General features: G+C 42.3%; 14 protein-coding genes. All 14 read left to right on the top strand.

Annotated elements, in window-relative coordinates; all coding sequences use genetic code 11:
- Position 1: 1 nt before the first annotated feature.
- The 14 genes from fliF to flhB all read left to right on the top strand — a co-directional run bounded on the left by fliF (position 2) and on the right by flhB (position 13,161).
- Positions 2-1,717 (top strand): flagellar basal-body MS-ring/collar protein FliF, encoded by a 1,716-nt coding sequence (fliF, locus tag EVU92_RS16110; protein WP_130052074.1) that lies wholly within the window; start codon positions 2-4, stop codon positions 1,715-1,717.
- Complete coding sequence (gene fliG / locus EVU92_RS16105; protein WP_130052073.1) at positions 1,710-2,750, top strand: flagellar motor switch protein FliG; 1,041 nt, start codon at positions 1,710-1,712, stop codon at positions 2,748-2,750. Before fliF ends, fliG begins: the two co-directional genes overlap by 8 nt.
- A 3-nt stretch (positions 2,751-2,753) precedes the next feature.
- Positions 2,754-3,572: a flagellar assembly protein FliH gene (gene fliH, locus EVU92_RS16100; protein WP_130052072.1), complete on the top strand. Its 819-nt coding sequence runs from the start codon at positions 2,754-2,756 to the stop codon at positions 3,570-3,572.
- 17 nt (positions 3,573-3,589) lie between these two features.
- Positions 3,590-4,924, top strand: coding sequence for a flagellar protein export ATPase FliI (fliI, locus tag EVU92_RS16095; RefSeq protein WP_130052071.1), 1,335 nt, complete (start codon positions 3,590-3,592; stop codon positions 4,922-4,924).
- Positions 4,924-5,379 carry a flagellar export protein FliJ gene (fliJ, locus tag EVU92_RS16090; RefSeq protein ID WP_130052070.1) on the top strand — a complete coding sequence of 152 codons (456 nt, stop codon included), beginning with the start codon at positions 4,924-4,926 and terminating at the stop codon, positions 5,377-5,379. Before fliI ends, fliJ begins: the two co-directional genes overlap by 1 nt.
- Positions 5,380-5,479: 100 nt before the next feature.
- Positions 5,480-7,687, top strand: a complete 2,208-nt coding sequence (locus tag EVU92_RS16085) for a flagellar hook-length control protein FliK (protein WP_130052069.1) — start codon at positions 5,480-5,482, stop codon at positions 7,685-7,687.
- Between the two features lie 72 nt (positions 7,688-7,759).
- Complete coding sequence (gene fliL / locus EVU92_RS16080; protein WP_130052068.1) at positions 7,760-8,281, top strand: flagellar basal body-associated protein FliL; 522 nt, start codon at positions 7,760-7,762, stop codon at positions 8,279-8,281.
- Positions 8,282-8,290: 9 nt separating this feature from the next.
- On the top strand, positions 8,291-9,382 hold the full coding sequence (gene fliM, locus EVU92_RS16075) for a flagellar motor switch protein FliM (RefSeq protein ID WP_054553268.1): 1,092 nt from the start codon (positions 8,291-8,293) through the stop codon (positions 9,380-9,382).
- 22 nt (positions 9,383-9,404) lie between these two features.
- Positions 9,405-9,806: a flagellar motor switch protein FliN gene (gene fliN, locus EVU92_RS16070; protein ID WP_054553267.1), complete on the top strand. Its 402-nt coding sequence runs from the start codon at positions 9,405-9,407 to the stop codon at positions 9,804-9,806.
- The gene (gene fliO, locus EVU92_RS16065) at positions 9,803-10,186 is read left to right on the top strand and encodes a flagellar biosynthetic protein FliO (RefSeq protein WP_130052067.1); all 384 of its coding nucleotides are present in this window, start codon (positions 9,803-9,805) and stop codon (positions 10,184-10,186) included. The genes fliN and fliO overlap by 4 nt, the downstream gene beginning before the upstream one ends.
- A 4-nt stretch (positions 10,187-10,190) precedes the next feature.
- Positions 10,191-10,931, top strand: coding sequence for a flagellar type III secretion system pore protein FliP (gene fliP / locus EVU92_RS16060; RefSeq protein WP_130052066.1), 741 nt, complete (start codon positions 10,191-10,193; stop codon positions 10,929-10,931).
- Between the two features lie 40 nt (positions 10,932-10,971).
- Positions 10,972-11,241 (top strand): flagellar biosynthesis protein FliQ, encoded by a 270-nt coding sequence (gene fliQ, locus EVU92_RS16055; protein WP_036970111.1) that lies wholly within the window; start codon positions 10,972-10,974, stop codon positions 11,239-11,241.
- Positions 11,242-12,021 carry a flagellar biosynthetic protein FliR gene (fliR, locus tag EVU92_RS16050; RefSeq protein ID WP_130052065.1) on the top strand — a complete coding sequence of 260 codons (780 nt, stop codon included), beginning with the start codon at positions 11,242-11,244 and terminating at the stop codon, positions 12,019-12,021. It begins immediately after the preceding gene.
- 9 nt (positions 12,022-12,030) lie between these two features.
- Positions 12,031-13,161, top strand: coding sequence for a flagellar biosynthesis protein FlhB (gene flhB / locus EVU92_RS16045; RefSeq protein ID WP_130052064.1), 1,131 nt, complete (start codon positions 12,031-12,033; stop codon positions 13,159-13,161).
- Positions 13,162-13,364 lie beyond the last annotated feature (203 nt).

Here is a 13,364-nt window from a genome sequence, read left to right as displayed (position 1 = left end):
TGTGGCGCAATCTAATCAATCAACTGATCTAGCCTTAGCAGGCGGTGGTATCGATTCAACCGATACCGATGATCAACAAGAGCAAAAGTCAGGCTACCTAAGTGCCTTAAACGGCGTAGATGTTTTACGTCAGGTTACCTTAGTGATTGCTTTGGCAATCTGTTTGGCTATCGCAATTTTCATTATTATTTGGGCTCGTCAGCCAGATATGCGTCCGCTTGGTAAAATGCCAACGGAAGAGCTTATTCAAACGTTGGACTTTTTAGACGCTCAAAAGATTGATTACGAACTCGATGGTAACGTCATCTCTGTTGAAGAAGGTGAATACCAAAACATAAAGCTATTGATGGCTCGTGAAGGCCTAGAGCAAGCGCCAAGCTCAGGTACTGACATCATCATGCAAGACATGGGATTTGGTGTAAGCCAACGCCTTGAACGTGAACGTTTAAAACATGGTCGTGAGCAACAGCTTGCGCGTACCATCGAAGAGCTAAAAAATGTTACTCGCGCCAAAGTACTTTTAGCTATTCCAAAAGAAAACGTATTCGCTCGTCGCGAAAAACAGCCCTCAGCTACAGTAGTGCTAACCTTAAAACGTGGCCGTTCGCTTGATGGTGAAGAAGTTGACTCAGTGGTTGATATTGTTGCCTCAGCGGTACAAGGTTTATCGCCAGAGCGTGTTACCGTGACTGATCAAAATGGTCGCTTACTTAATTCTGGTTCACAAAACTCACTCGCGGCACGCTCTCGTAAAGAGTATGAAATTGAGCGTAAGCGTGAAGAAGAGTACTTAAATAAAATCGATAGTATTCTAATTCCTGTAGTGGGCCTAGGTAACTATACTGCACAAGTCGATTTAAACATGGATTTCAGCGCAGTCGAAGAAACACAAAAACGTTATAACCCAGATTTACCGGCAGTGCGCAGTGAAACAACTTTCGAAGAAAATAACATAGGTGGCCTCGCTGTAGGCATTCCTGGTGCGCTAACTAATCAGCCGCCAGTAAACTCTAATATTCCTGAAATTGCTGGCCAAGGTAGTGCGGGTTCAGCAACGAATCCTAGCCGTTCGCATAAAGAAGCAACACGCAACTACGAGCTTGATACAACTATTTCGCATAAGCGTCAGCAAACCGGTGTTATCCGTCGCATAAGCGTTTCAGTTGCCGTTGATTATGTGCCGCAAGTGGGTGAAAACGGTGAAACAACCATGGTTCCTCGCTCTGTAGAAGCATTGTCAAATATTCGTCGCTTACTACAAGGTGGTGTTGGTTTTGATATGCAACGTGGTGATGCACTTGAAGTTGTAACAGTACCATTTGTTCGTGAAGATGTTGGGGAAGCAATTGAAGTTCCGCTTTGGGAGCAAGATTGGTTCATGAAGATGCTACGCTTAGCATTAGGTGCTCTGGTTATCATTGTATTGATTGTCTTTGTAGTAAGACCTATGTTGAAACGTCTAATTTACCCAGACGATACACTAGAGGAATATGATGAAGATGCATTAAGTGCTGGTGTAGATATTGGTGATAGCACGCTAGATATGCTAAATAAAGACTTTGACTCTGCTGCTGTAGGATTCTCAAGTGATGGTACACTACAGCTGCCAGACTTACATGGCGATGAAGATTTACTCAAAGCAGTTCGTGCATTGGTTGCAAATGAACCAGAACTGTCTTCTCAAGTAGTGAAAGCGTGGTTAACAGAAGATGACTGATCAAGAACAAAAACAATTACCACCGGCGTTTGATGTTGATAAATTAGACGGCGTTGATAAGGCGGCAATCTTATTGCTGAGCTTATCAGAAGAAGATGCTGCGCAAATCCTTAAACACTTAGAGCCTAAGCAAGTGCAAAAAGTGGGGATGGCAATGGCTGCGCTTGATGATTTATCGCAAGCGAAAATTAGTGCAGTCCATAATTTGTTTATTGAGCAAATTCAAAGCTTCAGTACCATTGGCTTCCAGTCTGAAGACTTTATCAAAAAAGCGCTTACCGCAGCGCTTGGTGAAGATAAAGCCGCCAGCCTTATTGACCAAATTGTCATGGGGTCAGGTGCGAAAGGTCTTGATTCACTGAAGTGGATGGACTCAAAACAAGTGGCGAATATTATTCGCAATGAGCACCCTCAGATTCAAACCATTGTTTTATCTTATTTAGAACCAGAGCAATCAGCAGAAATTTTGTCGCAATTCCCAGAGAAAGTGCGTTTAGATTTAACTATGCGTATTGCTAATCTTGAAGAAGTTCAACCGGCAGCATTACAAGAGTTGAATGAAATCATGGAGAAACAATTCGCCGGTCAAGCAGGTGCGCAAGCTGCGAAAATGGGCGGCTTGAAAGCTGCTGCTGATATCATGAACTACCTAGATACCAATGTTGAAGGTCAGTTAATGGATTCAATCCGTGAACACGATGAAGAGATGTCGCAGCAAATCCAAGACCTTATGTTTGTCTTTGAGAACTTAATGGATGTTGAAGACCGTGGTATTCAAGCGATTCTTCGTGAAGTACAGCAAGATGTATTAATGAAAGCAATTAAAGGCACAGATGAAGCATTGAAAGAGAAAATTTTAAGTAACATGTCAAAACGTGCCGCTGAATTACTCGCTGATGATCTTGAGGCGATGGGCCCTGTTCGTATTAGTGAAGTTGAAGCTGCACAGAAAGAAATTCTTTCTACGGCACGTCGTTTGGCTGACTCAGGCGAGATTATGCTTGGTGGCGGTGGTGGTGAGGAGTTCCTGTAAGCCATGAGTAAGTCTTCTTTTCATACCGGACGTCCAGTGCATGCCAGCGAAGCTGCTGATGAATTACTTGAAAACTGGCCAATCCCTGAAGTTACGCAAGATACAAAAAAACTTGCTGGGCGCTCAACTGCATACGGCACGCCTCTAGCTGATTTATATCGTAAAGAACAGCAAAAACAACAAGCTGACGAACAACCAGAAGAGCCTGAAATCCCGTCATTGACTATGGCTGAACTTGAAAAAATCCGTCAAGATGCCTTTGAAGAGGGACTAAAGCAAGGCCATGAGCAAGGTTACATAGACGGTTTTGAAAAAGGCGCTCATGAAGGTAAAGAAGCGGGGTTTAAAGAAGGTGTTGAGCTTGGTAAGGAGCAAGGCCAAGAAGAAATTAAGCCTATTTTAGAAGAGCAGCTCACTAACTTGAGAAGCTTGCTCGATAGCCTTTCTCAGCCTTTATCTAAAGTAGATGAAAGTGCAGAAAAGCAGTTAGTGCAGCTAGCGGTCATGTTAACTGAAGTATTAGTTTATCAAGAAATTAAAACTTCACCAGAAGTCATTTTGCATGCTTTAAAGCAGGCTATTGACGCTTTGGGTGAAGAACAAGCGAAAGTACGTATTCACTTACACCCTGATGATATCGATTTAATTACCCAAAGTTATGGCGAGCAAACCATAGCAGATAATCATTGGCAGTTAATCGCAGAACCCACATTAGATCGTGGTGGCTGTGAAATTAAAACCCCACAATCATCCTTAGATATGACAATTAAGACCCGCGTCAAAGAAACGTTGGAAAACTTTTTGCATAGCAGTGGTATCTAACACTTTTTAGGCTCATTATGAGTGCTCAATCTATGACTCTAAGCGAACGCTTACAGCACTATGAAAAACATATCAAGGCTCCCAAACCTGCTGTTGCTGGTATTCTGACGCGTGTCGTTGGTTTAACACTTGAAGCAAAAGGGCTTAGAGCACCGGTTGGCAGTCAATGTAAAATTGAGACCATCAATGGATTTGTTGATGCTGAAGTGGTTGGTTTTAATGACCAAACACTTTACTTGATGCCGAATGATCATATCTCTGGTGTACTGCCAGGTGCGCGAGTTATTCCAAAAGTAAACGAAACAGGGTTGCCTGTAGGAATGAGCTTACTTGGCCGAGTGGTGGATGGTCTCGGTCGGCCGCTTGATGGCTTAGGTGCCATAAATGCTGAGCATCATCTAAAGTTTGCACAAAGTCCAATAAACCCGCTGGCAAGACGTCCTATTAGTCAGCCTATGGATGTAGGTGTTCGAGCCATCAACTCCGTTATTACTGTAGGTCAAGGCCAGCGTATGGGTCTGTTTGCAGGCTCAGGTGTCGGTAAATCAGTGCTACTAGGTATGATGACTCGCGGCTCTGAAGCTGATGTAATCGTTGTTGGCCTTGTGGGTGAGCGTGGTCGTGAGGTAAAAGAGTTCATTGAAGAAATTTTAGGTGTTGAAGGTCGCAAGCGCTCGGTGGTAGTTGCCGCTCCAGCCGATGCCTCGCCATTAATGCGTTTAAAAGGTTGTGAAAGTGCAGTGACCATTGCTGAATATTTTCGTGATCAAGGTCTTAACGTGTTGTTATTACTTGACTCTGTTACCCGTTATGCCATGGCGCAACGTGAAATTGCCTTAGCGGTTGGTGAGCCTCCAGCTACGAAGGGTTATCCGCCTTCAGTATTTGCTAAACTGCCTGCGCTGGTGGAGCGTGCCGGTAATGGTGGTGAAGGGCAAGGTGCGATCACCGCGTTTTTCACTGTGCTTAGTGAAGGGGATGATATGCAAGACCCAATTGCTGACTCTGCCCGTGCTATTTTAGACGGCCATATTGTTTTATCTCGAGATTTAGCCGACAGTGGTCATTATCCTGCTATTGATATTGAAAAATCGATTTCTCGTGTTATGCCACAGGTTGTATCTGAAGCGCATATGCAACAAGCTCGCGTGCTAAAACAAGTGTATTCAATGTATCAACAGAACAAAGATATGATCACACTAGGTGCGTATCAAAAAGGCACCGACCCTATGCTTGACCAAGCAATTAATATGATGCCACGTGTGAATCAATTCCTTCAGCAAGGCATGAAAGATGTGATCAGTTATGATGATGGTCTACAAGGTCTTGCGCAGTTATTAGGACAAGGTTAATGGCTAAAAGTAAACTTGATTTATTGTTAAAGCTTGAGAGCGATAAAGAAGAGTCTCTACGCATGGATTACTTAAAAGCGCAGCAGCACTTACAAAGTAACCAACAAAAACTGCAAGGGCTGAATAACTTTCGCATGGAGTATTCTCAGCAGTTACATTTGAAAGGTCGCTCTGGTTTGTCTAGTGCCGGGTTTAGTCAATATCATGCCTTTATCGCAAAAATTGAAGAAGCGATACGTCAGCAAGCAAGCACTGTGAATACCGCAAAGCAAGTTGTTACGCAGCGAAAAGCACTGTGGTTAAAACAGCAAGTGAAAGCTAAAGCAGTTGCGAAGTTAATCGAAAAGCAAGCTGAAAAACAAGCGATGCAAGTGGCTAAAGCGGAGCAAAAAATGCTGGATGAGTTCGCTTCAAATCAGTTTTATCAACGTCAACTTAAAAACGCACTTCTCTAAAATACGACCTTTTTTAGGCATGTTAATTGCATTTACCTAACCAGTAGCATTAATTTTGGCACTTGCGGCGGCAAATTGCCTCTTTAGTTTTAGGTGAATTATGGCGATCAGTGATATCAATTTGCAGGTTAAAACTGAGCAAGGTACTGGTTTTTCAGGCAAAGAATCAGAGTCTAGCGACAAAGCATCGGGCTTAAGTTTTTTAACTTCACTAACACAAGCAAGTGAAGCGGCAAACGCGCAAGCAAAAAGTGATGCAGGTGCTGACTCAGTTGATGAAACTAAAGCTATCAGTACTTCTGAAGAGCCTAAATCAGATGCTAAACCTGGTGATGAAAGCACAGCTGCTGATGCTAAAGCTGCAACTGCTACCACCTCTTCAGAACAGCAATCTAAAACAAGTCCAGATGTTCGTAATGAAGCTGTAACTAAAGAACAAAGCGATGAACTTGCTCTTGTAGAAGATGAGGAAAACTCACTGCTTTCGCAAATTAATGCGGCTCAAGCTATGAGTACGCGTGTTAATAAATTGATTGAAAATAATGATGTTAGCCCTGTAGTTGTTGATAAAAAACCATCCCCAATCGATACCATTACACCTGTTATACCTTCACCGATGACAGACGTTGCACAAACCGATGATTCAAAAGCCGACGCGGAAGGCGATAATTCAATAGCAAGCTTATTACATAAGTCTAAAGTTGCGACTGCGGTAGATAGCCAGCTAAAAGCAATGGGTGATTTACCACCAAAAGATAGCATAAGCCCTGTTATTGACAGCCCATTAACCGATAAAGGAAAGCTGGGTGTTTCTGCTGTTAATACGCCTGATACAAAACCTCAGGTAAGTAATCTTAATAATGCAACTGAACAAACAGGCGGTAAAAAGGCTGATGTTGAATTAGATGCTCTGTTGAAATCTACTCAAAAACAGCAGACTGCGGATTTAGAAGGTAAAACGAGCGAAGTTAGTTCAAAACAAACTCAAAGCCACGTTGATAAATCTGCAGCAAGCAGCATCGACAAGAAAGTGACAGATAACTCAATTGTTGGCCTATTCGCTAAGGTACAAAGTGGTGATGGAGAGGCTGTGAGTGAGTTCGCTAAAGGTTTGTCGCTAACCTCTGAACAGCAAAAGCAACTTGAGCAACAAATAAATCAACTGAAAGCTGATAATAAACTCAGCGCTGATGAGGTGGCAACAGTCAAGTCGCTATTGTCTGAATTAAGCAATAGCAAGTCAGCAGCACAAAGCCCTGTATCACAATTTGCTGTAGAACAAGACATTGCTAATGAAAATCAGGCAAAACAAGATACTAAATTAGCTGACAATAAGGCTCTAGATAACAAGTTACCTACAGGCGTCGAAAAGCAAATCACGGCGTTGACTAAGGATGAACAGCAAGCGCTTTTAAATAAAGTGAATACTCAACTGCAAACGTTAACGCCGGGCACTGCTCAGTACGAAAAGCTCTCTGCAACACAAACCTTGCTCACAGAGGCTATTAATGCTCCAGCTAAAGTAAATACAGCCACAGCAATGCCTGTTCCCGCAGCAACAGTCACAGCTGAACATAGCAAGGCGAAACAAAATAGCTCAGCGCAAGTCACAGCTGATGCAAGCAAAGCAATGATTGGTGATGACGTCACAACAGAACTGGATACAAAACTCAATACCGAACGCACACAAGAAGCAGTTACCCCGCGCGTAGCTCAGTTATTTACTCAGATTACGGCTCAAGCAAATGCAACAGTACAACCAGGTGCTTATGAAATGGCTCATCAACAATACGAGCAAGCGCTTGAAGTACAAACAATGCATACGCAAACAACAGCACAAACCCAGGCTCAATCTAAATCAGTGGCCCTTGACCCTGGAGTAATGCAAGCGATTAACATTATAAAAAGTGATGCAGCAAAAATGCTTCAAGAGCGTGTTAGTGCATTATTAAATATCAATAATAAAGAAGCTGAAATTCGCTTAGACCCGCCAGAAATGGGCAGTATGCAAATTCGTATACGTAGCGATGCAGAGCAAGCTCAAATTAATTTTGTTGTACAAAATCAGCAAGCAAAAGAAGCTTTAGAGCAGTCAATGCCACGTTTACGAGAGATGCTAGCGCAGCAAGGTATTGAACTTGGTGAGAGTAGTATTCAGCAGGGTAACCCTGAGCAACAACAAGAGCAGTCAGGGCAAGGGCAGTTCGCTGGAAAACAACAAACACAAGAGCAGCAACAAGAAGTAACAGCGCAAAGCTCAGAAACTTCTCGACAACAATCTTCATCATCAATAGATTACTATGCATAAGTCCTGCTATTATAAGAAATAAAATAGTTACAGCCTGATGAACAGATTGCTGTAACTTTGAGGGAAGTGACAATGGCCGAAGAAGCAAATTTAGAAATAGAAGATACGGGTAAAGGCAAAAAGAAACTAATAATCATCATTGCTGCTGTAGTGTTGATAGTTGGTGCAGCTGCAGGGTACTTTTTATTTATGGGCGATGATGCCCCTGAAGAAAGCCTAGCAGATGAAACCACAGTGACTGAGTCCGCTGCACCATCGAGCTCCGCACAAATTGGTTCGGCTTTATATGTCGCAATGCCACGTCCATTTGTATTTAATGTACCCGGTGCTAGTCGAGACCGTATCGTACAGATAAAAGTTCAGCTACTAGTGCGCGGTGAAGTAAACGAAGAAACTGCCAAAAAACACATTCCACTTATCGAAAGTACCTTACTTGGCGTTCTTTCAACAACGACCGCAGATGAATTAGGTACTAGCGAAGGTAAAGAGTCAGTGCGTGTCGCTGCACTTGAAAAAGTACAATCAGCATTAAGTGATGTTGAAGGTAGCAAAGTGATAGAGCGGGTATTATTTACCGGCTTTGTGATGCAATAAGGGGTCAGCGTGAGCGATTTATTATCTCAAGACGAAATTGATGCGCTCTTACATGGCGTCGACGAAGTCGAAGAGGAAGATATTCACGAAGGTGATGACTTAGACAGTAATACCTTACAGTATGACTTCTCATCACAAGATCGTATTGTCCGTGGTCGTATGCCGACCCTGGAGATCGTGAATGAACGTTTTGCCCGTCATATGCGAATTAGCTTATTTAACATGATGCGCCGCACCGCAGAGGTGTCGATTAACGGCGTGCAAATGATTAAATTTGGCGAATATATTCACACCTTATTCGTGCCAACCAGTTTGAACATGGTACGTTTTCGTCCTTTGAAGGGCACAGGCCTAATTACCATGGAAGCCCGATTAGTATTCATTTTAGTGGATAACTTTTTTGGTGGAGATGGTCGCTATCATGCAAAAATTGAAGGCCGAGAATTTACCCCTACAGAGCGTCGTATCGTTCAAATGCTGCTTAAAATTATCTTTGAAGATTATAAAGAAGCATGGGCACCGGTAATGGATGTATCTTTTGAGTACCTTGACTCAGAAGTTAACCCTGCGATGGCTAACATCGTAAGTCCAACTGAAGTCGTTGTTATTAGCTCTTTCCATATTGAGCTAGATGGTGGTGGTGGTGATTTCCATATTGCACTGCCGTACTCTATGCTTGAGCCTATTCGTGAATTACTCGATGCCGGTGTGCAATCAGACACCGAAGACACTGACCTACGTTGGAGTAAAGCATTGCGTGATGAGATCATGGATGTTGAAGTGGATTTGTCGACTCAATTACTTGAGGTCGATTTAACACTACAACAAATCATGGAGCTTAAAGCTGGCGATATTATCCCTGTGGAAATGCCAGAACATATCACCGTCTTTGTAGAAGAATTGCCGACCTTTAGAGCAAAAATGGGTCGTTCTCGTGACAATGTTGCACTACAAATTAGCGAAAAAATTAAACGCCCTGAATCAGTTAAGTCAGAACTACATGTGTTCACAAAAGGTGGCAAAAAACTGGATTCAGATGCAGAATTAGCAGAACTAGAAGAAGATCTACATCTATCAGAAGGTGTGGATTTAGACTGGTAGTCGATTTATAAGGTTAAACATAATGAGTGATGATCAAGATACAATGGACGAATGGGCTGCGGCATTGGCCGAAGCTGAAGAAGCCGAAGGTGGTTCAGGTGATGCGGCTGTGGCTGAACTTGATGAACTAAAAGATGAAAGACATGAGCTGTCTGGCGACGAAAAACGTAAACTTGATACTATCTTGGACATTCCTGTTACTATTTCGATGGAAGTGGGTCGTTCAAAAATCAACATTCGTAATCTATTACAGCTCAACCAAGGTTCAGTGGTCGAACTAGATCGAGTAGCTGGTGAGCCACTTGATGTATTGGTTAATGGCACCCTGATTGCGCATGGTGAAGTAGTCGTAGTAAATGATAAGTTCGGTATTCGTTTAACTGACGTTATTAGCCAAGTTGAACGTATTAAAAAGTTACGATGAATGCTTTAGTTGTTTTAACAAGTGCGTCGAGCACTGTATTTCCCACGGCATCACCAACGGCAGATTTATTGTCTATGGTGATGTCTTTGCTTTTAGTGCTTGTGGTTATTATTGCCTTGGCTTTTTTGGTAAAAAAATTAAACCCAAACCTTGCCAACAGTGATGAGTTTAAAGTAGTGCGTAGCTTGCCCTTAGGCTCCCGTGAACGTTTGATGGTTATTGAAATTGATAACGCTCAACACTTAATTGGTGTTACCCCGCATAGTATTAATTACTTGCATAAGCTAGAGACACCTTTACAAGAAAAAGAACTCCCAGAACTTGCCAAGAAGTTTGGTAAGCTACTGAACCCACAATCACCTTCAAATAAAAAGAATTAACGCTATGATCAAGTGGATACTTATTTTAGCAAGTTTGCTGTTTTTGCCGTCGGTTAACGCTGAGGGTATAGAAGCCCTGACTATTACCACTAACCCTGATGGTTCTCAAGATTACTCTGTGACGCTACAAGTGTTAGCGATCATGACTGCGCTGAGCTTCATTCCAGCGGCAGTGATTATGATGACCTCATTTACACGCATTATTGTGGTACTGGCAATATTACGCCAAGCAATAGGCTTACAACAGACGCCATCGAATCAAATTTTGTTAGGTATGTCGCTGTTTTTAAGTATTTTTATTATGGCGCCAATTTATCAGCAGGTGAATGAGCGCGCTATTGAGCCATACTTGAATGAGCAAGTTACCTCAGTACAAGCACTTGAGCTTGCCAAAGAGCCAATGAAAGCTTTTATGCTCTCGCAAGTTCGTATAAAAGATTTAGAGACCTTTGCGAAAATAGCTGGTTATGAGCAATTAGACTCGCCAGAAGACACCCCACTGATTGTTTTAATCCCAGCCTTTGTTACCAGTGAACTGCAAACGGCCTTTATCATTGGTTTTATGTTTTTCATTCCCTTTTTGATTGTGGATTTGGTTGTGGCCTCCGTATTAATGGCCATGGGTATGATGATGCTTTCGCCGATGATTGTATCTTTACCATTTAAGATCATGCTATTCGTGTTAGTTGATGGCTGGGGTCTTGTTATGGGCACACTTGCTAAGAGTTTCGGGCTCGGGGTGTAACAATGCACTTCAAGGCACATAATTAGTTAGGAGAGACAAAATGGAACCGGAAATTTTTGTCGATATTCTGAGTGATGCACTATTTTTAGTCATTAAATTGGTATCGGCAATTGTGGTGCCAGGCTTGTTAGTCGGTCTTGTGGTGGCAGTTTTTCAAGCGGCAACATCCATCAATGAGCAAACATTAAGCTTTTTACCCCGTTTGTTAATTACAATTAGTGCATTAATTTTAGGGGGTCACTGGTTCACTCAAGAGCTTATGGACTATTTTACTCGTTTAGTGATGTCGATACCGGAGATTGCAGGCTAAATGGAATTTCCATTTGCTGTCATTATTCAATGGCTCAGCGATTTTTTGCTACCATTGGTGCGTATTAGCTCCATGATCATGATTATGGCAGGCCTTGGTGCGAAGAATGTACCCACTCGAATTAAACTTGGTTTAGCGGTAGTCGTTACCTTTGTTGCTGTGCCTATGCTGCCACAAGCGACCTTCAATAACCTATTCTCCTTTGAAATGATCCTTGTCGTTATTCAGCAAATGCTTATTGGTGTGGCGATAGGCTTTGCTTCAGTACTATTACTAAACACTTTTGTACTAGCTGGGCAAATACTTGCAATGCAAACTGGTCTTGGTTTTGCGTCAGTTGTTGATCCATCTAACGGCATGAATGTCCCCGCGGTTGGTCAGTTCTATTTAATTTTGGCTACCTTGCTATTCTTCGTATTTAACGGTCATTTAATGATGATTCAAATGGTCATTCATAGCTTTGAGGTACTACCAATCGATGGAACTTGGTGGTCCGTTGATCATTACTGGGATATCGTCACATGGGGCGGTTGGATGTTTACTACTGCCTTGGTGCTTGCTTTAGCGCCACTGACGGCGATGCTTGTTATTAATATGTCATTTGGTGTAATGACCCGTGCGGCACCGCAATTAAATATTTTTTCGATAGGTTTTCCGTTTACCTTGGTGGCTGGTCTTGTGATTATTTGGGCTACTCTAGGTAACTTTATGACTCAATTTGAGTTTCAGTGGTTAAAAATGGTTGAGTTAATGTGCAGCCTAGTTGGTTGTACACCTTAGGAGCGCGCCATGGCTGAAGATTCAGGTCAAGAAAAAACCGAAGAACCCACAGGAAAAAAAATAGAAGACGCCAAGAAAAAAGGCCAGGTTGCTCGCTCAAAAGAGTTAGGCACTATGTTTGTGCTTATCTTCTCGGCAATTTCTTTATTATTGTATGGTCCTGAAATTGGTAAGGGACTTTATAATGTCATGGGGCGCTTATTAAGCCTTAATCGAAATGAAACCTACGACACCACTAAAATGTTCTCTGTGTGGGGAATAGTTGCGGATGCTTTACTATTCCCTATGGCAATGTTTGTTTTTATTATTGTAATTGCAGCTTTTATAGGCAATACACTATTAGGAGGATTTAACTTTAGTTGGCAAGCGGCGGCACCAAAAGCGAGTAAAATGTCACCAGCTAAAGGCATAAAACGTATGCTTGGCCCTCAAGCTGGGGTAGAGCTGGTCAAGTCTATTTTAAAGTTTGCTGTCGTTGCCGGTTTTGCGGTGTTTTTAATCAATACCTTCTTTGATGAAATACTACATTTAAGCCAAGAAAGCGCCCCTAGTAATTTTATTCATGCGCTTGAAATTTTATCTTGGATGTTCCTTGGGCTAACTTGTACATTAATTATTATTGCCGCCATTGACGCTCCTTACCAAAGTCATAAACACCATAAAGAGCTAAAAATGACCCTGCAAGAAGTGAAAGACGAATACAAAAACTCTGAGGGTGACCCGCAAATTAAAGCGCGTATTCGTCGAACCCAGCGGGAAATGTCGCAAAGGCGGATGATGCAAGATGTTCCTGATGCAGACGTTATTGTAACCAACCCGACTCACTATTCTGTTGCACTAAAATACGACACAGCTAAAGCTGGTGCGCCTATTGTTCTTGCCAAAGGCGTGGACGAGCTTGCTATGCAAATTCGTAAAGTGGGAAAGGGTAATGACGTGCCAATTGTTGAATCACCAATGCTTACACGTGCGCTGTATCACACTACCGATGTTGGTCAGCAAATACCTGATCAACTATTTACCGCAGTAGCGCAAGTGCTAGCTTATGTTTTCCAGTTAAAACGCTTCCAAAAAGGGCGCGGAAAACGTCCTGTTCCGCTCAATAAAAAGCTACCAATACCAGATGCTTACAAATATTAATAATACCAATCCGCAATAATACTTTAATCATTTTGAGGGATTAAACCTGTCGCTATCTGCGTTAAAAATTTCTGATTTAGAACAACTAAATAACGAAATTTTTGCCTTGCTATCAACGAGGTTTTATTGCCTCAAAATAGATCACTTAATTAAGCGAATTGGTATAAATTTGTAACTTGGAATAGTTATTGCAAATTCCGTGT

Source organism: Pseudoalteromonas sp. MEBiC 03485, assembly GCF_004195145.1.
GTDB lineage: Bacteria > Pseudomonadota > Gammaproteobacteria > Enterobacterales > Alteromonadaceae > Pseudoalteromonas > Pseudoalteromonas apostichopi.
This window is presented reverse-complemented; position numbering and strand designations above follow the sequence as displayed.